The organism is Thermoflexus sp., assembly GCF_034432235.1.
Classification (GTDB): Bacteria; Chloroflexota; Anaerolineae; order Thermoflexales; family Thermoflexaceae; genus Thermoflexus.
Genome location: NZ_DAOUCJ010000065.1, coordinates 25747 through 48197, shown reverse-complemented (window position 1 = coordinate 48197; position 22451 = coordinate 25747). Strand labels below are relative to the sequence as shown.

General features: G+C 65.6%; 15 protein-coding genes. 10 read left to right on the top strand and 5 right to left on the bottom strand.

All coding sequences use genetic code 11. The features are described 5' to 3' along the window. Window positions 1–529 precede the first annotated feature (529 nt). The 6 genes from VAE54_RS07940 to VAE54_RS07915 all read left to right on the top strand — a co-directional run bounded on the left by VAE54_RS07940 (window position 530) and on the right by VAE54_RS07915 (window position 11233). Window positions 530–4441, top strand: a complete 3912-nt coding sequence (locus VAE54_RS07940) for a DNA-directed RNA polymerase subunit beta (protein ID WP_322801415.1) — start codon at window positions 530–532, stop codon at window positions 4439–4441. 248 nt (window positions 4442–4689) lie between these two features. Then, complete coding sequence (gene gatC, locus VAE54_RS07935) at window positions 4690–4980, top strand: Asp-tRNA(Asn)/Glu-tRNA(Gln) amidotransferase subunit GatC (RefSeq protein ID WP_416223787.1); 291 nt, start codon at window positions 4690–4692, stop codon at window positions 4978–4980. A 54-nt stretch (window positions 4981–5034) separates the two neighbouring features. Further along, complete coding sequence (gene gatA / locus VAE54_RS07930; protein WP_322801413.1) at window positions 5035–6558, top strand: Asp-tRNA(Asn)/Glu-tRNA(Gln) amidotransferase subunit GatA; 1524 nt, start codon at window positions 5035–5037, stop codon at window positions 6556–6558. Between the two features lie 53 nt (window positions 6559–6611). Further along, window positions 6612–7850: an SH3 domain-containing protein gene (locus VAE54_RS07925; RefSeq protein ID WP_322801412.1), complete on the top strand. Its 1239-nt coding sequence runs from the start codon at window positions 6612–6614 to the stop codon at window positions 7848–7850. 93 nt (window positions 7851–7943) lie between these two features. Next, complete coding sequence (upp, locus tag VAE54_RS07920) at window positions 7944–8576, top strand: uracil phosphoribosyltransferase (protein WP_322801411.1); 633 nt, start codon at window positions 7944–7946, stop codon at window positions 8574–8576. A 20-nt stretch (window positions 8577–8596) separates the two neighbouring features. Beyond that, the gene (locus VAE54_RS07915; protein WP_322801410.1) at window positions 8597–11233 is read left to right on the top strand and encodes a CBS domain-containing protein; all 2637 of its coding nucleotides are present in this window, start codon (window positions 8597–8599) and stop codon (window positions 11231–11233) included. A 15-nt stretch (window positions 11234–11248) separates the two neighbouring features. Here the strand turns inward: VAE54_RS07915 and VAE54_RS07910 are convergent, their stop codons facing one another. Both VAE54_RS07910 and VAE54_RS07905 read right to left on the bottom strand, forming a co-directional pair. Beyond that, window positions 11249–13660, bottom strand: coding sequence for a transglycosylase SLT domain-containing protein (locus VAE54_RS07910; RefSeq protein ID WP_322801409.1), 2412 nt, complete (start codon window positions 13658–13660; stop codon window positions 11249–11251). Window positions 13661–13748: 88 nt separating this feature from the next. Further along, window positions 13749–14546, bottom strand: coding sequence for a TlyA family RNA methyltransferase (locus tag VAE54_RS07905; protein WP_322801408.1), 798 nt, complete (start codon window positions 14544–14546; stop codon window positions 13749–13751). A 114-nt stretch (window positions 14547–14660) separates the two neighbouring features. Here VAE54_RS07905 and VAE54_RS07900 point away from each other — a divergent pair, with 114 nt between their 5' ends. The 4 genes from VAE54_RS07900 (at window position 14661) to VAE54_RS07885 (ending at window position 19122) form a co-directional block, all read left to right on the top strand. Further along, complete coding sequence (locus VAE54_RS07900; protein WP_322801407.1) at window positions 14661–15320, top strand: hypothetical protein; 660 nt, start codon at window positions 14661–14663, stop codon at window positions 15318–15320. A gap of 27 nt (window positions 15321–15347) precedes the next feature. Continuing rightward, window positions 15348–16385 carry an MraY family glycosyltransferase gene (locus VAE54_RS07895; protein ID WP_322801406.1) on the top strand — a complete coding sequence of 346 codons (1038 nt, stop codon included), beginning with the start codon at window positions 15348–15350 and terminating at the stop codon, window positions 16383–16385. A gap of 220 nt (window positions 16386–16605) precedes the next feature. Continuing rightward, window positions 16606–17883, top strand: coding sequence for a serine--tRNA ligase (gene serS / locus VAE54_RS07890; RefSeq protein WP_322801405.1), 1278 nt, complete (start codon window positions 16606–16608; stop codon window positions 17881–17883). Between the two features lie 168 nt (window positions 17884–18051). After that, window positions 18052–19122: a ribonuclease H-like domain-containing protein gene (locus VAE54_RS07885; protein ID WP_322801404.1), complete on the top strand. Its 1071-nt coding sequence runs from the start codon at window positions 18052–18054 to the stop codon at window positions 19120–19122. A gap of 22 nt (window positions 19123–19144) precedes the next feature. On the opposite strand, the gene VAE54_RS07880 is transcribed toward VAE54_RS07885, so the two are convergent. The 3 genes from VAE54_RS07880 to VAE54_RS07870 are packed head-to-tail and all read right to left on the bottom strand — an operon-like array spanning window position 19145 to window position 22367. Then, on the bottom strand, window positions 19145–19576 hold the full coding sequence (locus VAE54_RS07880) for an HIT family protein (protein WP_322801403.1): 432 nt from the start codon (window positions 19574–19576) through the stop codon (window positions 19145–19147). 53 nt (window positions 19577–19629) lie between these two features. Then, entirely contained in the window at window positions 19630–20895 is a 1266-nt protein-coding gene (locus VAE54_RS07875; protein ID WP_322801402.1) for an FAD-binding oxidoreductase, read from the bottom strand. After that, window positions 20886–22367: an FAD-binding oxidoreductase gene (locus tag VAE54_RS07870; RefSeq protein ID WP_322801401.1), complete on the bottom strand. Its 1482-nt coding sequence runs from the start codon at window positions 22365–22367 to the stop codon at window positions 20886–20888. Before VAE54_RS07870 ends, VAE54_RS07875 begins: the two co-directional genes overlap by 10 nt. Between the last annotated feature and the right edge of the window lie 84 nt (window positions 22368–22451).

The following is a 22451-nucleotide window of genomic DNA, read 5'->3' as shown; positions in this document are numbered from 1 at the left end:
GCGATCGGATTTGACATAAACTGGGTTTGTTGCTATATTGTTGATTTGCGATTTGCAAACCCCACAGCAGACCGCTGGAAGCTTCACGCGGGGAGCGGGATTGGCCTTTTCAGGGCCAGTCATGGGAGGGTATGAAGATTGGCCTGCGTTTTCCTGGCGTTTTCCTGGAGATCCCGATATCTCCCATCGGATCCCCAGAGGCGGAACTGCAGATCCCACTCGGATGTTCAAAAGCCACCTTTTGGGACCACGATGGCGCTCAGGGCTTGCACCGTTCGATGCCCATCCGGGAGGCGATAAGGCTCCTTCTGGCCTGCACCTTGCCTCCCTGGGGTCTGAAGGGGAAGAGAAGGGCAGGGGCCATCCGATCTCCCGCATGGAGGTCCAGCCCCGTCGATCCTATCCGAAGTTGTGCCGCGGGCTTCTTCTTGGGGTTTTGGGTCCATCCTGCCTTCCTGAATGGGGGCCCAGCAGCGGATGTCTGGATTAAACCGAGCATGCAAGCCTGAACGGGAGGGGGCGATCTGTGATGATTCGAATCAACGGTGAGAAGCGCTACGCGCATATCCCGGAGATCCTGGAGCCGCCGAATCTGATCGAGATCCAGCATCGATCGTTCCAGTGGTTTATCGAGGAGGGCCTCAAGGAGCTCTTTGATGAGATCTCTCCCATCGAGAGCGTGAACGGCCAGATGCGTTTATATTTCCCGGGCAACAACCCGGTGGCCCGGCAGCTGAAGCTGCGCTACTGGTTCGATGAGCCCAAATATACGGAGCTGGAGTGTCTGGAGCGGGACCTCACCTACGGCCGCGGGATGTGGGTTCAGGTGGCGCTGATCGTGGCCGGGCGGGAGCCCATGGTAAAGGATGTCTTCTTCGGGGAGCTCCCGTGGATCACCCGCAACGGCACGTTCATCTATAACGGCACCGAGCGGGTGGTGGTCTCCCAGCTGATCCGCTCGCCCGGCGTCTACTTTGATGTGGAGGAGGATCCCACGCTGGGTCGCCCTCTGGCGATGGCCAAGCTGATCCCGGATCGGGGCGTATGGCTGGAGTTCGAGACCCGGCGCAATGACCTGTTGATCCTTCGCTTCAATCGTCGTCGCACGGTGCCGGTCACCCTCTTCCTGCGCGCCCTGGCCGCGCTGGATGATGGGATCAGCGATCTCCTGAAGGAGGGAACCGACGAGGAGCTCCTGGAGCTGTTTCAGGATGTGGACACCCATCCGGATCATCCCTACATTTTGAGCACCCTCCACCAGGAGGGCCGGCTGGAGCCCCGGGAAGGTCGCACGCTGGCTCAGGAAGCCCTCGTCGAATTCTTCCGTCGGATGCGTCCGGGCGATCCACCGACGCTGGAGAACGCCACTTCTTTCCTTGCGGCCCAGCTTTTCGATCCGCACCGGTATGATCTGCACCGGGTCGGCCGGTATAAGATGAACCGGCGTCTGGAGCTTTCCATTCCGATTCACCATCGCACGATCACCAAGCAGGATATCGTGGCCATCATCAAGGAGCTCATCCGCATCAACAACGGGCTGCGCCCGCCGGATGATATGGACCATTTGGGCAACCGGCGGGTGCGTACGGTGGGCGAGCTGATCCAGGCCAAGATGCGGGTGGGACTGCGCCGGATGGAACGGGTGGTGCAGGAGCGCATGAGCATTGCCGATCCCGCCACGGTCACCCCGCTGCAGCTGATTAATATCCGCCCGGTGATGGCTGCGCTGCGGGAGTTCTTCGGCTCGAGCCAGCTTTCCCAGTTCATGGATCAGACGAATCCTCTCTCGGAGCTCACGCACAAGCGCACCCTTTCTGCGATGGGGCCAGGTGGTCTGCGGCGGGAGCGCGCTGGCTTTGAGGTGCGGGACGTCCACCTCAGCCACTACGGCCGGATCTGCCCGATTGAAACGCCGGAGGGGCCGAATATCGGTCTGATCGGCCGGCTGGCGATCTACAGCCGGGTGAATGAGTTCGGCTTTATCGAAACCCCCTACCGGAAGGTGCTGCGAGCCGTGCCCAACCAGCCGGAGGCCCTGATCGGCCGGATCCTGCGGGAGGATGTGGTGGATCCGGAGACCGGGGAGGTGATCGCGCCGGCCGGGACGGAGGTGGACGCCGGCCTGGCGAAGCGGATCGCCCGTCTGCCGCTGAAGGAGATCCGGGTCCAGCCCTTTGTGACCCGGGAGATTGTGTATCTCACGGCCGACGAGGAAGAGCGGTATGTGATCGCCCAGGCGAGCGTGGAGCTGGATGAGAAAGGGCACTTCAAGCAGGCCCGTGTCCCTGCCCGTCATATGGGGAAGTTCATGATGGAGGTCCCGGAGCGGATCGACTACATGGATGTGGCTCCGCGGCAGATTGTGGGGGTCTCGGCTTCCCTGATCCCCTTCCTGGAGCATGATGATGCCAACCGCGCCCTGATGGGTTCCAACATGCAACGCCAGGCGGTGCCGCTCCTGCGCCCCGAGGCCCCCATCGTGGCGACCGGGATGGAGCGGGTGGCGGCCCGGGATTCCGGCCACGTCCTCCTCTCAGAGGTCGATGGGGAGGTCGTCCAGGCCACGGCCGACGAGATCGTGATCCGGGGCACCAACCGGCGCCTGTATCGCTATCCGTTGCGGCGCTTCCAGCGGTCGAACCAGAGCACCTGCATCCACCAGCGCCCCCTGGTCTTCAAGGGCCAGAAGGTGAAGAAGGGCCAGGTCATCGCCGACTCCAGCAGCACGGATCAGGGGATGCTGGCTCTGGGCCGCAACCTCATCGTGGCCTTCCTTTCGTGGGAGGGCCAGGTTTTTGAGGACGCGATTGTGATCAGCGAGCGGCTGGTGCAGGAGGATGTTTATTCCTCCATTCATATTGAGAAACACGAAGCCGAGGCTCGTGAAACCAAGCTGGGCCCGGAGGAGATCACGCGGGACATCCCCAATGTTGGCGAGGAGCAGCTCCGGGATCTGGATGAGAACGGGATCGTCCGCATTGGGGCGCTGGTGGGCCCAGGGGATATCCTGGTGGGCAAAGTCACGCCGAAGGGAGAGCGGGAGATCACCCCGGAGGAACGCCTGCTCCGGGCCATCTTTGGGGAGAAGGCCCATGAGGTGAAGGATTCCTCGTTGCGGATGCCGCACGGCGAGCACGGGAAGGTGATCGATGTGAAGCTCTTCACTCGGGATGAGTATCGGGAGCTCCCCGCCGGCGTGAACGCGGTGGTGCGGGTTTCGGTGGCCCAGTGGCGGAAGATCACCGAGGGCGACAAGATGGCCGGCCGTCACGGGAACAAGGGTGTGATCTCCAAGGTCGTGCCCATCGAGGATATGCCGTTCCTGCCCGATGGCACTCCGGTGGATATCATCCTGAACCCCCTGGGGGTGCCCAGCCGGATGAACATCGGCCAGCTTCTGGAGACCCATCTGGGCTGGGCGGCCTCGCGGCTGGGCTTCCGGGCGATCACCCCGGTGTTCGATGGGGCGGATGAGCAGGAGATCGAGGCGGAGCTGGCCCGGGCCTGGATGATCGACACGGCCTGGGAGGATGCCCGGCGTCAGTGCTGGGGCTGGCTGAAAGCCCAGGGTTATGATCTCTCGGAGCTCCGGGATGATGCGGAGGCGCGTTTGCTCTATCTCTCGGCGATCCTGGGCGACCGGGGCTACGATGTGGACCGCTTGGCCACCGATGAGGTCTACGCTCGCCGCAGCAACCTCCGGGAATGGCTCCGCGATCGGGGCTACGATCCAGATGAGATCCTGGTGTTCGAGGATGATCCGCGCTCCCCGGAAGAGCGCCGGAAGGCGGATGAAAAGGCCATCCTGGTGGGACTGCGGCTGTGGATGGAGCGCCTCGGGGTGGATACGCAAGACATTCCCGACGAGCAGGTCCGCCAGCGGGCCACAGAGGTGATGCTGGAGACGGGCCAGCCGATGCCGATCCTGGGGAAGATGATCCTCTACGACGGCAAGACCGGCGAGCCCTTCGATCGGCCGGTGACCGTCGGGGTGATTTACATGATGAAGCTGGCCCATCTGGTGGAGGACAAGGTGCACGCCCGGTCCACTGGTCCTTACTCGCTGATCACCCAGCAGCCGCTGGGCGGCAAGGCGCAGTTCGGCGGGCAGCGGTTCGGCGAGATGGAGGTCTGGGCCCTGGAGGCCTACGGCGCGGCCTACACGCTCCAGGAGATGCTCACCGTCAAGTCGGACGACGTGCAGGGCCGCGTCAAGACCTATGAGGCCATCGTCAAGGGCCAGAAGATCGAGGAGCCCGGACTGCCGGCCTCCTTTAAAGTGCTGGTCAAGGAGCTCCAGTCCCTGGCGGTGTCTGTGGAGGCGATCACGGATACCGGCGAGGTGATCCGCTTCGGGCGGGAGGAGGAAAAGCCGAAGCTGCCGCGCCTGCCGCTGGGCCTGCTTGATCTGGGGCCTGAGGAGGATGGGAAGGAAGGATAATCCTCTGACCGCTGAGGAAGGTAACGCGGATGCGCCGGGGATGCTCCGTTCGGGCATCCCCGGTGTTGTTTTACGATCAGGACCTGGCCACCAGAATCTTAGGAGGAGCCCTGCCGTGGAGCTCCTGACCGAGCGGATTTTTGAAGGGTTTCCTTCGCTGTCCCGCAGATGGATTCCCTCTCTTATAATTCGGTAGGAGCCGCGCGGTTGGGCTCCGTGCGGAGCTCTCCATGCCCGAGGAGGTCGCCATGGCCCTTTCCCGTGAGGAAGTCGAGCACATCGCGGAGCTGGCCAAACTGGCTTTGACGGATGAGGAGAAATCCCTGTATGCGGAGCAGCTCTCCGCCATCCTGGGCTATTTCCGAAAGCTTCAGGAAGTCGACACTTCGGATATCCCTCCGACTGCCACAGTCCTGCCGATCCGGAATGTCTTCCGGCCCGATGAGCCGGGCGAGCCGATGCCGCGAGAATGGCTGCTTCAAAACGCCCCCGCTCAGGCCGATGGCTGTTTCCAGGTGCAGCCGGTTCTGGAGGAATGAGAAAAAGGGTTGAAGCGGGTAGCCATTCAATGATCACTGGAGGAGGATGGGGGGATGGCTCCTCACGCATGGACGATCCATGAAACTCTGGAGCATCTGCGTCGGGGGGAGATCTCGGCCGTAGAGGTCACCGAGGATTACCTAACGCGCATTGAGGCCCTGGATCCGATCCTGCACGCCTATCTCACGGTGACCCCGGATCTGGCGCTGGCCCAGGCCCGGGAGGCAGACGAGCGGTGGGTGGCGTGGCGACGGGATCCGACCACGCCGCTCCCCCCGCTGAACGGGATCCCCCTGGCCATTAAAGATGTGATCTGTGTGCAGGGTGTGCGCTGCACATGCGGCTCCCGCATCCTGGAGAACTTCGTTCCGCCTTATGAGGCTACCGCCATCGTCCGGTTGCGAGAGGCCGGCGCGGTGTTCCTGGGGAAAACGAACACCGATGAGTTCGCGATGGGTTCTTCCACAGAGAACTCCGCCTTCGGCCCGACCCGCAACCCCTGGGATCTGGAGCGAGTGCCGGGGGGCTCCTCGGGGGGCAGCGCGGCGGCGGTCGCGGCGGATCTTTGCGCGGGGGCCCTGGGCACGGACACGGGCGGCTCGGTTCGCCAGCCGGCCGCGCTATGCGGGGTTGTGGGGTTGAAGCCGACCTATGGTCGGGTTTCCCGTTACGGCCTGGTGGCCTATGGCTCTTCCCTGGATCAGATCGGGCCGATCACCAAAGACGTGTGGGATGCGGCGATCCTGTTGCAGTGGATCGCCGGGCCCGATCCCCGGGATGCCACTTCATGGCCCGCGCCGGTCCCCGATTATACCCGGGCGCTGATTCCCGATCTGAAGGGTGTGCGGGTGGGCGTTCCCCCCGAGTATTTCATCCCCGGGATGCAGCCGGAGGTGGAGGGGGCGGTTCGAGAAGCGATCGAGGTGCTGGCGGAGCTGGGAGCCGAGGTCATTGAGGTCTCCCTGCCGCATACGGCTTATGCCCTGCCCACGTATTACATGATCGCCCCGGCGGAGGCCTCCGCGAACCTGGCCCGTTACGACGGCGTCAAATACGGCCTCCGCATCCAGGGGGAAACGATCTGGGATACCTATCGCCTGACCCGGGGATATGGCTTCGGACCGGAGGTCAAGCGGCGGATCATGCTGGGAACTTACGCCTTATCCGCGGGCTACTATGACGCCTATTATCTGAAAGCCCAGAAAGTGCGCACGCTGATCCGGCGGGATTTCGAGCAGGCCTTTGAGAGGGTGGACGTCATGGTCTGTCCCACCTCCCCGACGACCGCTTTCCGGCTTGGGGAGCGCACATCCGATCCGCTTCAAATGTATCTGGCGGATATCTTCACCATCACGGCGAATCTGGCCGGGATCTGCGGCATCAGCGTTCCCTGCGGCTTCGACAGCCAGGGTCTTCCCATCGGCCTGCAGATCCTGGGGCCCGCGCTGGGCGAGGAGAAGATCCTTCGGGTGGCTTACGCCTACGAGCAGGCCACGCCCTGGCATCATCGCCGGCCGCCCTTGACCGCCATCGACCATCCGGGCCGATCCCTGGGGTCAGGAGAACGCTTCGGATAGCCGGCTGGAGGATGGAAGGATCCGATGGGCAGGGAGGCCGTTCCAGAGGGCCCATGCCCGCCAAAATCTCCGGGCTGGATCTCTCCGTAAGGGTTGCGATGAGCGCGCTCCAGCACCTGTTGCTCCTGCCCGCAGGAGCCGACTGGCGATGGATGGAAGCATCCCGCTTCTACATCGAGCGGTTCCGGGTGATCCCCACCACGAACCCGGAGATCGCGCTTACGCTTCCCGGAGAGCCGCTGATCGTGTCGCTGGTCCTTCCGGATGGACGCCCGGGGCATACGGCGGCCCAGCTTCGCCAGCGTCGACCTTCCATTCACCTGGATGTGCTCTTCGCCCCCACGCCGGAGCGCCTGCAAAGGATCCTGGATGCCCGTGCCGCTCATGGTGCCCGGCTGGGCCGAGGGCTTCGGGTCGTCACCACGGATCGCCTGAACGTCCGGGGCGGGCCGGGGTTCTCCGCCCCGATCATCGGTCGTCTGGAGGCGGGCGTTGAGGTGGAGGTGGTGGGACAGAGCGCGGATGGTGTGTGGTGGGCCATCCTGGATCCGATACGCCGGGAACGCGCATGGATCGCCGCCGCGTATACCCGGGTGACCGCAGGGATCCCGGAGACCGTGCCGGTCCTCCTGGTGCAGCTTCCCCGGGTTCGCGCCCGGGCTTCGCTGGCGGTCCATCAGGAACCGGATCCGGGGGCGCCGATCCTGGGCCAGCTCCCCGAAGGGGCGGAGCGGGAAGCCCTCGGGCGATCGGAGGGAGGACAATGGATCCAGGTGGCCTTTCCCGATGCCGCCCATACGGGCTGGGTCCCGAAGGAGGGCCTGGAGATCCTGCGGGGAGCTCTGGAGGAGTTGCCCGTCTATCCATCAGGACGCTGGCTGCAGCCTCCAGTGAAGCCGCCGGCGATCCATCGTGCCTTCGGAGCTGATCCGGATTCCTTCGCGGTGTGGGGGTTGCCCGGCCATGAGGGCGTGGACTTTCAGGCTCCGCCCGGCGAACCGGTTTATGCGGCTGCGGAAGGGATTGTGGTGATGGCTGCGGAGCGCCCGGATCATCCCTATGGGACCCAGGTTCGGATTCAGCATCAAAGGCCGGATGGCCTTTACGTTACGATTTATGGTCACCTCATGCCAGGCACCCTGGAAGTTCAGGTGGGGGAGCGGGTGCAACCCGGGCAGCCGCTGGGGCGGGCGGGATCCAGGGGGTTTGTCCACTGGATGCTGAAGAAAGCGGGGGCGCGGAACGGCCCGTATGGGGACATCCTGGACCCGATGCCCTATCTGTGTCGATGAGCGCTGTGAGGGCCATGCGGGGAACGGGGCGGGCTGCCTTCGGTGGCTCGCCGGGTTTCCTGAGCGGCACATCTTCCCCTCAGGAGTTCGGCCATGAGCCAGGTTCGGATCGTGCGCCACCCTGTCGTTCAGCACAAGCTCACCGAGTTGCGGGACCAGCGAACAGGCCCCAAGCGGTTTCGGGAGCTGCTGCGAGAGATCACTCCCCTTTTGTTCTATGAGGCTACCCGGGATCTGGAGGTAGAGGAGGTCCCTGTGATCACCCCCATGGGGGAGGCTCGGGGGCAGCGCCTGCGAGGAACCATTGGCCTGGTCCCCATCCTGCGGGCCGGGCTCGGGATGGTGGAGGGGGCCCTGCAGGTGTTCCCAGAGGCTCAGGTCTGGCATCTCGGGATCTATCGGGATGAGCGCACCCTCCAGCCGATCGCATACTACAACCGATTGCCTCCCCAACCCACCGTGACATGGTGCTTCATTCTGGATCCGATGCTGGCGACCGGAGGATCAGCAGTGGCCGCGGCGGATATCCTGAAGCGGTGGGGGGTGCCGCGTATCGTCTTCGTGGGTTTGATCGCTGCTCCGGAGGGGCTGGATCGCTTCGCTCAGGCTCATCCGGAGATCCCCGTTTATGTGGCGGCGGTGGATAGTCACCTGAACCCCCACGGCTTCATCGTGCCCGGCCTGGGGGACGCGGGCGATCGCCAGTTCGGGACCGGGGTTTCTTGAGCTTCCCAGTGGAGAGCAGGATGGAGGAGGGCCTGACCCTCATCCTGACCCATGAGAACGCGGATTTCGACGCCGTCGCCGCGCAGCTGGCGGCGGCCAAGCTCTACCCGCGGGCGATCCCAGTGCTCCCCCGTCGGGTGAACCGGAATGTGCGCGCCTTCCTCAACCTATATGGGGATCAGCTGCCGTTTATGCTCCCGGACGAGCTGATCCGGCGCCCCGTGGATCAGGTCATCCTGGTGGATGCGCAGACGATGGCGACCGTGCGGGGAACGGGGCCTCAGACGCGGGTGCAGATCATCGATCACCATCCGCTGACCCGGGATCTGCCTCCAGGCTGGACTTACCATGGCGAGCCGGTCGGGGCCACCACCACGGTCCTGGTGGAGGGGCTGGCCGAGCGGGGGATCGGCCTGACGTGGGTGGAGGCTACGTTGATGTTGCTGGGGATTTACGAGGATACAGGCTCTCTGACCTATCCATCGACCACCCCTCGCGACCTGCGGGCGGCCGCCTGGCTGATCGAGCGCGGGGCAGATCTGGCGGTTCTGGGCGAGTTCCTCCATCACCCGATGACGGAGGCCCAGCGTCGCCTGTATGATCGCCTGGTGGAGTCGTCGGAGACCCGGGAGATCGAAGGACACACTGTGGTGATCGCCGCAGCCCGGGCGGATGGTTTTATGGAGGAGGTCTCCACCGTCGCCCATCGGCTCCGGGATCTTTTCGAACCCTCCGCCCTCTTCGTGCTGGTGGAGTTCGACGGGCACATCCAGATGGTCTGCCGCACCACCACGGATGACATCGATGCCAGCGGCGTGGCCGCTCACTTCGGCGGCGGCGGCCACGCGCGAGCAGCGGCCGCGGTGATCCGGGATCGCTCCCTCGAGGAGGTCCGGGAGGAGCTGCTGCGGATCCTGCCCCGCCACATCCGACCTGCCGTGACGGTGGCGGAGATCATGTCCCGTGGCGTTCGTGTTCTTCCCCCGGATCTCCCCATCAGCGAGGCGGCGAAGGAGATGCAGCGGACCGGCCATGAAGGCTTCCCGGTGGTTCAGGGCGGTCGGGTCATCGGGCTGCTCACCCGTCGCGCCGTCGACCGGGCGCTCCAGCATGGCCTGGGGGGGCAGCCTGTGGAGCGGGTGATGGAGAAGGGCGAGATCTTCGTCCTCCCCTCCGATCCGGTGGAGAAGGTGCAGCGTCTGATGATCGAGACCGGCTGGGGGCAGATCCCGGTGGTGGAGGATGGCGAGGTGGTGGGCATCGTCACCCGAACCGATCTGATCAAGCTATGGGGGGAGCGCCTGCGGGTTCGCCCGCGCCTCAGCGTGGCCTCCGCGATGGAGGCGGCGTTCCCACCCTCCTGGCTGGCCCTCGTGCGGGAGATCGGCGCGACGGCGCAGTCCATGGGCTTCATTGCCTACTTCGTAGGCGGCCTGGTTCGCGATCTCATCCTGAACCACCCCATCGTCGATGTGGACATTGTGGTGGAGGGGGATGCGATCGCCCTGGCGGATGCGATGCGCGCGCGCTACGGAGGGCGGGTGGTGGCCCATCGGCGCTTCGGCACCGCCAAGTGGTTGCTGGAGGGGGTGACGATCGCCACGCCGGCCGGGCCGGTGGAGGGGTTGAAGGCGATCGACTTCGTCACGGCCCGTCGCGAGTTCTACGCCCATCCCACGGCCCTGCCGCAGGTGGAACCCAGCTCGATCAAGCAGGATCTGCACCGACGGGACTTCACGATCAACACGCTCGCGGTTTGCCTGAACCCGGACCGATTCGGGGAGCTCCTGGACTTCTATGGCGGGCTCCAGGATCTCCAGCGAGGCCTCATCCGCGTGCTGCATTCCCTGAGCTTTGTGGAGGATCCCACTCGGATCCTGCGGGCGGCCCGGCTGGAGGCCCGCCTGGGGTTCCGGGTGGAACCCCGGACAGAGGAGCTCATCCACCATGCGGTGGATCTCCTGGCGCGGGTGAGCGGGGAACGCATCCGCCACGAGATGGAGCTGATCCTGGCGGAGGCCGAGCCCGAGCGCATCCTGGCCCGGCTGGAGGAATGGCGAGCGCTCGCCTTTGTGATGCCCGGGCTTCAGGCGGATGCGTGGCTGCGGGAGCGTTTCCAGGTCATGCGGACCGCGCTGGAGCGGGGAGAGTGGCGGGTGATCGAAGAGACGCCGGAGCGCTGGCGGATCCTGGCGGGATGGGGGGTGATGAGCTATCGTCTGTCTGCCGTCCAGCTGGAGCAGGCCATCCGCCGGCTGCGCTTCCCGGCGCGGGATGCGAATGTGTTGCGGGGCATCCAGGAGATCAAGGGGAAACTGGATCGACTGGCGGAGCCGCTGAAGCCCAGCACCATCGCCGAGCATCTGGATATTTACCCGGTGATTGCTCTCTTCGTGGTCTGGGTCGCCGCGCCCATGGGCCGGGCCCGGGAGAACCTCTATCAGTATGCCCATCACTGGCGGGGGGTTCGACCGATCCTGCGAGGGGACGATCTGCGGCGGCTGGGCATCCCGCCGGGCCCGGCCATCGGGCAGATGTTGCGCGCCCTGCGGGCGGCCCGCCTCGATGGCGAGGTGCAGACCCGGGAGGATGAGATCGCGTTCGTGAAAGCGCGCCTTTCACTGCTATCCGGCCTGGCTTCTCACAGCGGGCGCTGATTTCCAGCATATAAGCTATCGGGGGGCGTAAAGCAGCCGATACACCGAGAGGTGTTCGAGGATGCGTTCCAGGTAGCGCCGGGTTTCCTCGAGGGTGATCCGTTCATAGAAGAGATCTACGTCCCCCCGGGCCGCTTCCCACCAGCGCGCCGCGTTCCCCGGTCCCCCGTTATACGCGGCCAGGGCGACCCACAGGTTTCCCCCGAAGCGATCCCGCTGTCGGGCCAGATAATAAACCCCAAAGGCGATATTCACCCGAGGCCGATACAGCCATGTCTCCCGATACGGCTGATCCAGCGCCCCGGCGATGGCCTGGGCCGTCGGCGGGATGATCTGCATCAGCCCCCGGGCCTGCGCGGAGGATACCGCATAAGGGTCAAACAGGCTCTCCTGACGCATCAGGGCGTAAAGGAGCAGCGGGTCCAGGTTGTAGCGCTGCGCTTCCGCCAGCACCTGCTCGAGATAGGGCGTCGGATAGGCCAGACGGGCGAGGAACGGCGGGGCCTCCCGAGGGGAAACGCCCAGGCGGGCCAGCATGCGCGCCGCAGCCTGCAGAGATAGCGCATCGGCCCCGCGCGCTCGAAAGGCCAGCGATAGCTGATAGAGAGCCAGTGGATCCCCCTCCAGACGCTGGCGCACGTCGGTCCAGAGCTTGCGGGCCTCTTCCACCCATCCCATCCGCCACGCCTCTTCCCCGGCCAGCCAGGCCGGATCCGACAGGAAGCGAGAGCTCCGCAACACGGCGGTGTCCGTAATCCCCAGCCGGGCCGCCAGCCATGCCTCCGCTTCCTCCCGTCCGGATTCAGGATCTGGAAAGGCCGGGGAGGGATTTCCCTCCAGGGACTCCTGGCCGTTCAGAAGCATCCGGGCTCGCTCCCCGAGAAAGCGCCCGGCGGCCCGGGCGGCGACTTCCCGCCATTCCGAAGCGGCGCGCTCGCGATCCCCGCGGGCCATCGCCACTTTCCCCAACCAGAATTGCGCCGTCAGCGCCCAGGGCGAGTCGGGATATCGACTCCGCAGGGTCTCCCAGGCCGCAGCGGCAGTGGTCAGATCCCCGCGGGCGTAGGCCAGCACACCCCGTCGATGCCACGCCTCCGGCGCGCGCGCATCGGTGGGAAATCGTTCCGTTAGCTGACGATAAAAGGCCGCCGCGGATGCCTCCATGCCGTTCCGCTCCAGGAGGCGCCCCGCCTCCCAGAGCAGGCGGGGGATAAAGGGGTGATCCGGGAAGCGGGCGAGGAAACGACCCCAGAGCGCGACCGCAGCGTCTGCGTTGCCCTCCTGAATCCATAGCCGCCCTTTCTCCAGCCATCCCTCCGCCCAGTGAGAAGCCTCAGGGTGATCCCGGAGCAGCGCGTCCAGATGGGCATGGGCCGCATTCGCGTTCCCCAGATCCCGGTAGCACAGCGCCGCGTAATAATGGCTATCGCCATGGTCTGGATGGGCGGCGATCCAGCGCTCAAAGGCCTGAACGGCCGGAAGGCATTGTCCAGCGAAGTAATCGATCCGTCCGCGCAGGTCATCGGGAACGGGAATCCCGGCTTCCACCAGGCGGACCAGCGCATTGTAGGCCCCGATGGTATCCGGGGCCTCGCGGATCAGGCGCTGGAGCCGCGCATAGGCTTCGGCGGTTTGTCCGGCGTTTAAAAGGGCCTGAGCAGCCCGCCATTCTATGTAAGCCCGGTAGGCAGGATTCTGGGCGAAGGAAAGGATCGCCTGATACTGCTCCAGCGCCGCCGGATAGGCCTGAAGGGCTTCCAGGGTTTCCGCCAGCTGTTCCCGGATCGCCGCTTCCTGGCTTCGGTCCCGGGCGGAGGGTAGGGCGGCCCGGAGCTCCGTTGCGGCCGCTTCCCACCGACCGGCCTCTCGAAGGGCCAGCGCCCGTCGCATCCGCAGCTCCACGGTCAGCGGAGAGCCGGAAGCCAGCGCCCGGGCATACGCCTCCGCCGCCCCGATCGGATCCCCGGCCTGTCGCCGCGCGTCTCCAAGGAGCGCCCAGACCTGGCGCGCCCATTCGGGCGACATGATCTCCAGAGGTGCCTGGCTCAGCCGCTGCGCCGCTTCCGCTGGCTGCTCAGCGGCCAGCAACGCCCGCCCGATGCCCACCCATGCTTCCCCGGCCTGCTCCATGGACAGCGGGCCCTGAAGCGCCGCGGCGTAGGCCGTCGCGGCCTCCTCAAATGCTCCGGCTCGCATCGCCGCTCGAGCCCGCGTCAGCCACTCGCTGGGGGAGGGGACAGGGGTGGGCGTCGGTGTCGGGGAGGGGGTTGGAGAGGGGGATGCGGTGGCGGTCGGCGTCCCTGTTGGAATCTGGGAAGGGAAGGGGAACGGCCGCGGCATCCGGCTGAAGAGCACCCCCAGGCTCAGCAGCACGGCCCCCATAACGACCCATCGCCATAAAGGCGTGATGGATTTTCGCGAACTCATCGGCGACCGTTCCCCGAAATGAGAAGATGAATACGACAACTGCAGTTATCTTAAAAGATCCACGGAGTTTCGGGGAGAGGCCATGTCTCTATTCCCGTGAGGGAGGATGGGCTTCGAGCTCGGCGAAGGCCTCGCGGATCATCGCTTCTGGATCTGCCGGCCCTTCCCCTTTTTGAAGCCATAGCAGGAACTCGATGTTGCCGGCCGGCCCGAGCAGCGGCGAGGGGATCAGCCCGCGCGGCCACCAGCCCTGGCCCATGGCCCCTTCGATCAATGTCCGCAACACCCGTTCATGAACGGCGCGATCGCGCACAACGCCCCGCCGAACCTCGGCGCGACCGGCCTCGAACTGGGGCTTCACCAGGACAATCGCGTGACCTTCCGGGACCAGCCAGCGATGGGCGTTGGGGAGGATCAGGCGAACGGAGATGAAAGAGACATCGATTGTCACCAGATGGATCGGCTCCGGGAGCGATGGGAGGTAGCGGGCGTTGGTCCGCTCCATGACGATCACCCGGGGATCCTGACGCAATCGCAGGTCCAGGAGGCCATAGCCCACATCGATCGCGTAAACCCGGGCCGCGCCATGCTGAAGCAGGCAATCCGTGAATCCTCCTGTGGAAGCGCCGACGTCTGCGCAGATCGCTCCCTGGACCGGGACCGGGAAGCGCGCGAGGGCCGCGGCCAGTTTGATGCCGCCCCGGCTCACATAGGGGAGCGGCGCGGTTACAGTGATCGGCGCATCCGCCGGAACCAGGGCCCCCGGCTTATCCACAACCCGGTCCCCGATTCGCACCCGACCCGCGCGGATCAACCGCTGGGCGCGCTCCCGGCTCTCCGCCAATCCCCGCTCTACCAGGAGAAGATCCAGACGAACGCGAGCCATCCGGGATGATGTCGTTGGATGAAGGTCAGGAGTTGCGCCAATGTATCGCTCTCTGGGGGCGAGCTGTGCGCTTCCTAAATTATAATGAAAGCAAATCCCCCTGGGGGACACGGGATGGATCTGGGTGTGCCGATCCTGATGACAGGGGCCATCCTGGTGGTGGGGTGGTTTTTCCTGGGCATGCAATGGAACGTGCATAAAGGCCAGCGCCTTTTGCGCTGGATGCGGGAGGGGCTGCCCCTGCTCAGCGAGCGGACCACGCTGGAGTGGGTGGGGACGTCGCTGGTTCGGCTGCGGATGCGCGAGGCCAAAACCCCCTTCCGGGAGGTGGAGCTGCTCCTGGTTTTCGAGCCTCGCGATGTGCCCTTTCTCTGGCTGTTCTCCCGGTGGCGCGGGCGGCGGGATCTGATGATCGTGCGAGCTCGGCTCCGACAGCCTCCGGCCTTTGAGGGGGAATGGGCCAACCCTGCGATGTGGACCGGGAGGGAGATCCTCCAGCGCATGGCCTGGGGAGAGTGGGAGAATATGGATCTGGCGGGGGGACGCCTGGCGTATCGGGGAACCATCGCGCCGCGGGTGATCGAGGAATGCCTGGGGGATCTGAGCCGCTGTTATCCCTATATCGCCCGACTGTCGGTGCGTCGCGCGGAGCCCCATCACCTCCAGATCCACGTGGGATTCCCTCGGGATCAGAAGTTCCCGGCCCGGGAGGTTTTTCAGCAGCTCCGTCACATTGCGGAGCGGGTCAGCCGCGCTTCAACCTATCCATCATGAGACTCACGATTCCGGAACGGAACGAGGATGCCCTTCCCTCTCGCAGCCTTGCTGGTGTTCCTGATCGCCGTTCTGCTTTCAGGGGGATCGACCCCTGTGGCGGCGCGTCTGGGCTATCGTCTGGAGATGCTGGATCGACCGGGAGGGCGTCGGCGGCATCGCGGGGAGATCCCGCGCACCGGCGGCCTGGCGCTCTGGCTGGCGTTCGTTCTGGCGGTCCTCTTCGCGCAGATCCTCCCGATCCCTCGCTTCGATCCGAAAGAGGTCATCCGCCTGACGGGCCTCTTGCTGGGCGGAACGCTCAGCCTGATCCTGGGGCTGATCGATGATCGGTGGGAGCTCCCTCCGGGGCCGCAGTTCCTCGGCCAGGCCCTCATCGCCCTTCTATCGCTGCCCTTTCTCATCTTCATCGAATATGTCAACAACCCGCTGACCGGTCGCCCGCTTTATTTCCCCCCGCTGATGGTTGTCCTGCTGACTGTTTTCTGGCTGGTGGGGATGATGAACACGGTGAACTGGCTGGATGGGATCGACGGCCTGGCCAGCGGGGTGGTGGCCATTGTGGCGCTGATCCTGTTCCTGCACGCCGGGTATCGCCTGGATCCGCCTCAGCATAGCGTGGCCTTGCTGCCGGCGGCCCTGGCAGGAGCCTGTGTGGGGTTTCTTCCCTGGAACTGGTCGCCCGCCCGTTTGTTTCTGGGGTCTTCCGGCACGCTCTTCCTCGGCTACACCCTGGGGGTCCTGGCGATCATCGGCGGTGCGAAGGTGGCCACGGTTGTGATGGCCATGGCGTTGCCCATCGCGGATGTGGCGTGGCTGATCGCCTATCGCTGGCGCCGGGGGCGACGTCCCACCCAAGGGGGGCGGGATCATCTGCACTTCCGCCTGCTGGATGCGGGGTGGTCTCCGCATCGAATCCGGATGGCTTATTACGGCTTTGCCGCGGCCGCCGGGGGGATCGCCCTGCTGATCCCGTCCGCCCTTTACAAAGCCCTGGCTCTGGTTCTGCTGGCCGGGGTGCTCCTGTGGGTGTTGCGCCAGGCGCCCCCTGAGGCTTCGGATTAAGAATGGGTGCGGGTTCGGAGGCGGGCGAGGAAAGCCCGCTCGGGTGAGACAGGAAGACTCTCGAAGAACCGGCTCGCTCCCTATAATGATCCCAATGGCCTCCTCCTTCGCGATCCTGCACCTACTGGGTTAAGTTTGACGGGAACCTTCTCACCTGTTTATGGTTATGCGGTGAGTTTGGGATACGGGCTGCCTGGACTCTCCTTCAGAGGAGCGCACTATGCTGGACGTGGAACGCATCCGGCGCAATCCGGAGGAGATCCGGATAGGGCTTCAGCATCGCGGGGAATCCCCGGATCTGGTGGATCGCTTTCTGGAGCTGGATGAAGCGTATCGGGCGGCGTTGCAGGAAGTGGAGCGCTTGCGGGCGGTGCGCAATCAGGTCTCCCGGGAGATCGGGAAAATGCCGCCGGGCCCGGAGCGGGAGGCCCGCATCGCCGAGATGCGGGAACTGGGTGAACGCCTGGCCGCTGAGGAGGCGCGGCTTCGGGATCTGGAAGCGCGGCGGGAGGAGCTTTTGCTACAATTCCCGAACATCCCGCATCCCAGCGTCCCCATTGGTCCCGATGAATCCGCCAACCGGGTGGTGCGGGTGGAGGGAGCGATCCCGGAGTTTGACTTCCCGCCGCTCCCCCACTGGGAGCTGGGACCTCGCCTAGGGCTGATCGACTTCGAGCGGGGGGTCAAGCTCTCCGGGAGCCGCTTTTATGTGCTCTGGGGATTGGGCGCGCGCCTGGAGCGGGCCCTGATCCAGTGGCTGCTGGACCTTCACACGCAGATCCATGGTTACACGGAAGTCTATGTGCCCTTCGTGGTCAAGCGGGAGGCGCTGGTGGGTGCCGGGCAGCTTCCCAAATTCGAGGACAACCTCTATCACGATGTGGAGGATGATATCTGGCTGGTCCCCACCGCTGAGGTGCCCCTCACCAACCTGCATCGGGATGAGATCTTGGAGGCGGATCAGCTGCCCCTGTATTACGTGGCCTACACGCCATGCTTCCGCCGGGAGCGGATGTCCGCCGGTCGGGATGTGCGGGGGATCAAGCGCGGGCATCAGTTCGATAAGGTGGAGCTATACAAGTTCACCACGCCGGAGACCTCCTATCTGGAGCTGGAGAAGATGGTGGAGGACGTGGTGGACACCTGCCGGCGTCTGGGGCTGCCAACCCGCGTGGTGGAGATCTGCACGGGGGACCTGGGTTTTGCGGCGGCGAAGACCTACGATGTGGAAGTTTATGCGGCCGGCTGTGGCGAATGGCTGGAGGTCAGCTCGGTGAGCAATACCGAGGACTTCCAGGCCCGACGGGCGAACCTGCGCTACCGGCCACGCCCGGGCGCGCGCCCGCGATACGTGCACACCCTCAATGGATCCGGCCTGGGCCTTCCCCGCACCGTGATCGCCATCCTGGAAAACTATCAGCAGCGGGATGGCAGCATTGTGGTCCCTGAGGTCCTGCGCCCTTACATGGGTGTGGAGGTCCTGCGGGGTCCCCGATGAATCTCGGGGCATCCGCCTATCGCTGCGAACCCCCCCAAGACCTATAACATCGAAGGCGTGAATATGGAATCCCTGGAAGCCCGATGGCGCCGGCTTCGAGGCAGCCGTCCAGAGCGAACGGAATCTCCTCCTTCGCGGGGGGAGGGAGTCCGCCTGTGGGAGGAATCCATGCCGCTGTTCCCGCCGCTGGAGGCCTGGCGGAGGGCCCCGCGGGAAGCGGTGGCGACCCTGGCGGGCCATCCGGACTGGCTGGACATCCCGCCGGAAGGGGTGCTCTTCCTGGATACGGAGACCACCGGGCTGGTAGGAGGGGCCGGGACGATGGTCTTCCTCATCGGTTTCGCCCGGATCGAGAGGGAGGCGCTGGTGTTCCGTCAGCTTTTCCTGGCGGATCCGGCAGGGGAGCCGATGTTCTGGCGGACTTTCCTCGCGATGACCCGGGAGGTGCAGGGACTGGTGACGTTCAACGGGCGGGGCTTTGATCTTCCCCTGATCGAGATGCGCCTGGCGGTGCAACGGCTTCGCTGGCATGGCCTGGACGTCCCGCACTGGGATCTTTTATCCACTGCCCGTCGTCTCTGGCGGCGTCGTCTTCCCTCCCGGGCGCTGGCCGCCCTGGAGGAGGCGGTGCTGGGGCTGGAGCGTTCCCCGGACGATGTGCCCGGCTACGAGATCCCCACCCGTTACTGGTCTTATCTGCAAACCCGGGATCTGGATCTGCTGGAGGGGGTGTTCCTTCACAACCGCCAGGATGTGCTTTCCATGGTGATCCTGGCGGCCCGGCTGGCCCATCTGTTTGAAACACCCGAGCTCGATCCCGCGGTCCAGGGCTGGGACTGGGTGCAGCTGGGCCGGTGGTATCAGGAGAGCGGCCGCTGGGAGGCTGCCGAACGAGCCTTTCGCCGGGCGCTGGAAGAGGGAGGAGAAGATCGGGAGCTCCGTCGGGCGGCGTGGCATGCGCTGGGGACACTGTTGCGTCGGATGGGGCGCCTGGAGGAGGCAGCCCGGATCTGGCAGGAGTGGGCGATAGAGATCCCGGACGAGGTGCTTCCGGCGGTCCGGCTGGCCCGCTACTATGAGCGCGTTCGACGGGATCCGATACAGGCCCGGCGCTGGACTCAGATCGCCCTGGAGCGGATCGATCTTCAAGCGAATCCGGAGCGCTGGTGGAGTCTCAGGGAGAGTCTGATGCGCCGTATGGGCCGTTTGGGCAATGCACTCTGGGCTGAACAAGGCTGAATGCTGAATAAGGATGTCGTTTTCAACGTTCCCTCTCCCGCAGCCGATCGATCGCCTCGCGCAGCTTTCGGGCGATCTCGGCCATCTCGGCCTCGCTGGCGTAACGCTGCCGGGGCCAGAAAAACCCCCTCAGCCCATCCCCTTTTCGCCGGGGGACGATGTGGATGTGCAGATGGGGCACGCTCTGGCTCACCCGGTTGTTGATGGCCACGAAGGACCCCTCCGCTCCCAGCCCGACTTCCACCGCCCGGGCCAGGAGGCGGGCGTTCTGGAACAGCGGCCCCACCAGTTCCGGCGGTAAATCGATCAGGGTCTCATAATGATCCCGCGGGATCAGAAGACAATGCCCCGGGAACAGGGGACGCTGGTCCAGGAAGGCCGCGGAGCGTTCATCCTCCAGCACCATGAAGGCAGGGGCCTCACCGCGAAGGATCCGGCAGAAGGCGCAGCTCATGTTCAACCTCTATCCTGACCACACGGAACGATGGCACGCAGCGGTCCTGCCGGTTATGCCCAGCCCAGGCGCCCGGGGTTCAGCCGGCCCTCCGGGTCGAGCTGGGCTTTAATCCGGCGCATGACCTCCACCTCGGGTCGGAGCGGGGCCCACAGGCCCAGGGTCTGTTTGATCCCCTCCGGGCCACCCAGGATCATGAAATGCCCCCTATGGGCGAGAGCGAAGGAGCGGAGCGCTTGCGCCCATCGGAGGAGGGTCTCCAGCGGCCCATGGCCTTCCGCATAGATCAGGCCCAGGGTCCCATGGGCTCGCCAGAGCACCGGGATCTCTTCCAGAGCTTCCAGGGCCGCGGCGCCCTCCGTTAGCTGGGAAGGCAGCAGCCCCAGGCGCACGCCCAGCGCCCCCACCGGCGCTGGGGTGGGGAGGACCGCGACGGAGGGAACGCGAGCCCACAGGGCCGATGCGGTTTCCTCCGGCAGGCGATCCCTCGCCCGGGCCCCGGAGGCCGCGGCCACGGCGTCCCGCCCGATCCGCTCAACCTGCGCCGGCCATCCGCCGGCCCGCACCAGCACCCAGACCCGTGCTCCGGGATCCGCGGGGAGTTCTATCTCTTCCCGCAGGATCTCCCACGCCCGGGCGTTCAGGACCTCCACCGCCAGGGGGAAGCCCGGGTGGCGGAGCATGCCCAGGGTCAGCGGCAGCGCGGCCTCTACACGGGGGAAGCTGAACACCCACGTGGCCTCCGCCCTGGGGCGCGGCCATAGTTTGAAGGCCGCTTCCACGATCACCCCCAGCGTCCCCAATGCGCCGTGGAACAGCTTCGGGAGGTCATATCCGGCCACGTTCTTGACCACCTCGCCTCCGCCCTGGATGAGCGTCCCATCGGCCAGGGCGACCCGGATCCCGATCAGCAAATCCCGGGCCGAGCCGTAGCGGGCCCGCAACGGCCCGCTCAGGCCCGTGGCCAGGATCCCGCCGATCGTCGCCCGATTCCCAAAGGGCGGATCGAGGGGAAGCCACTGGCCGTGTTCGGCCAGCATCGCGTTGAGATCGGCAAGGCGGATCCCGGCTTCCACCCGGATGGTGAGATTGGCCGGGCGATGGCGCAGGACCCGGGAGAGCCGGATGAGATCCAGGGCGAGGTCGTAACGAGTCGGGGCGTGGCCGATGCCCTGATGGGCGCCGCTCCCCCATGGCACCACCGCCCATCCCGAGCGGGCTGCCTCCCGAAGGGTCTCCGCGACCTCCTCCACGGTTTGCGGTTGCCGCACGATCGAAGGGACCGAACCGTTCAGGGAATAACGGGTGGTTAGATCCACAACTCCTCCATCTCCGCAGGAGGCGGGGTGGTGCGATATCGAACAGGCTCCGTCATACGGGCCTTGCGGCGGCTCCATGTTTCCAGACACATTTTTGTGGAAGGGAACATCTTGCAGGGGTTGAGGCGGTTCTCGGGATTGAAGGCTGCCTTGATGCGGGCCATCGCCTCCAGGTCCGCCGGCGAGAAGAGGAGGGGCATCAGATCCCGCTTCTCCAGCCCGACCCCGTGCTCGCCGGTCAGGGTTCCACCGGCCTCTACGCAGGCCCGGATGATCTCCGCTCCGGCCTCCACGGCCCGTCGGGTGAGCTCCGGATCCCGCTCGTCGAAGAGGATCAGCGGGTGAAGGTTTCCATCTCCCGCGTGGAAGACGTTGGCGATGGTGAGGCCATAGCGCTGCCCGATTTCCTGGATCTGACGGAGGACCCGTGGCAGCTGATCCCGCGGCACCACGCCGTCCTGAACGTAGTAGCTGGGCGCGAGGCGGCCCATGGCCCCGAAGGCACCCTTGCGGCCGGACCACAGGCGCTCTCGCTCGGCCGGGTCCGTGGCGATGCGAACCTCCCGGGCGTCGAAGTGCTCGCAGATGCGGGCGATGTGATGCGCGAGCTCCTCCAGGCCCTCCGGCAGCCCTTCGACGTCGATGAGCAACACGGCCCCGGCATCCATCGGGTAACCGCAGCGCTTGGCGCTCTCCACGGCTTGGATCGCCGTGTGGTCCATCATCTCGATGGCTCCCGGGATGGTGCCGTCGGCGATGATCGCGGATACGGCCTCGCTGGCCTGGTCCACGGTGTCGAAGACCGCCAGCAGGGTGACCACCGCTTCGGGCGCCGGCATCAGGCGGAGGATCGCCTGGGTAACAATCCCCAAGGTGCCTTCCGAACCGACGATCAGCCCGGTGAGGTCGTAGCCCGGCCAGTCGAAGGCGGCGCCGCCGACCTCCACCACCTCGCCGTCGGGCAGCACCACCTCCAGGCCCAGGACATGGTTGGTCGTCACCCCATAGGCCAGACAATGAGGCCCCCCAGAGTTCTCCGCGATGTTGCCACCGATGGTGCATGCCTTCTGGCTGGAGGGATCCGGGGCATAATACAGGCCGTGGGCCGCCGCCGCCTGGGAGACCGCGATATTCACCACGCCGGGCTGCACCACGGCCCTCAGGTTCACCGGATCGATCTCCAGGATGCGGCGCATTCGCGTGGTGACGATCATCAGGCCGCCCTGGTCGGCCACCGCGCCGCCGCTCAGCCCGGTCCCGGCGCCCCGCACCACGATGGGCAGCCCGTAGCGGTTCGCGATCCGAACGGCGGCGACCACCTGTTCTGTGGAAGTGGGGAAGACCACGAAATCCGGGCGTCCCTTATCGATGGAGGCATCGTATTCGTAGAGGAGGAGATGGTGATCTTCCCAGAGCACCCCGCGGGGTCCGAAGATCTCCACGAGCTCCTGCCGCACCTGCGCTCGCTTCACTGCGCCCCCTTTCCGATCCTCAGGGCCTGCACCTTTGGGCTCCGATCGGAAAGCCTAATGGCCTTCTTCATCTATCATAGCGCA

Coding starts and splice junctions, on each gene's coding strand:
- upp (WP_322801411.1), top strand. CDS start 7,944: ATGAGCCAGGTTCGGATCGTGCGCCACCCTGTCGTTCAGCACAAGCTC.
- serS (WP_322801405.1), top strand. CDS start 16,606: ATGCTGGACGTGGAACGCATCCGGCGCAATCCGGAGGAGATCCGGATA.
- VAE54_RS07905 (WP_322801408.1), bottom strand. CDS start 14,546: ATGGCTCGCGTTCGTCTGGATCTTCTCCTGGTAGAGCGGGGATTGGCG.
- VAE54_RS07885 (WP_322801404.1), top strand. CDS start 18,052: ATGCCGCTGTTCCCGCCGCTGGAGGCCTGGCGGAGGGCCCCGCGGGAA.
- VAE54_RS07900 (WP_322801407.1), top strand. CDS start 14,661: ATGGATCTGGGTGTGCCGATCCTGATGACAGGGGCCATCCTGGTGGTG.
- gatA (WP_322801413.1), top strand. CDS start 5,035: ATGGCTCCTCACGCATGGACGATCCATGAAACTCTGGAGCATCTGCGT.
- VAE54_RS07910 (WP_322801409.1), bottom strand. CDS start 13,660: ATGAGTTCGCGAAAATCCATCACGCCTTTATGGCGATGGGTCGTTATG.
- VAE54_RS07880 (WP_322801403.1), bottom strand. CDS start 19,576: ATGAGCTGCGCCTTCTGCCGGATCCTTCGCGGTGAGGCCCCTGCCTTC.
- VAE54_RS07940 (WP_322801415.1), top strand. CDS start 530: ATGATTCGAATCAACGGTGAGAAGCGCTACGCGCATATCCCGGAGATC.
- VAE54_RS07895 (WP_322801406.1), top strand. CDS start 15,348: ATGCCCTTCCCTCTCGCAGCCTTGCTGGTGTTCCTGATCGCCGTTCTG.
- VAE54_RS07915 (WP_322801410.1), top strand. CDS start 8,597: ATGGAGGAGGGCCTGACCCTCATCCTGACCCATGAGAACGCGGATTTC.
- gatC (WP_416223787.1), top strand. CDS start 4,690: ATGGCCCTTTCCCGTGAGGAAGTCGAGCACATCGCGGAGCTGGCCAAA.
- VAE54_RS07925 (WP_322801412.1), top strand. CDS start 6,612: ATGCCCGCCAAAATCTCCGGGCTGGATCTCTCCGTAAGGGTTGCGATG.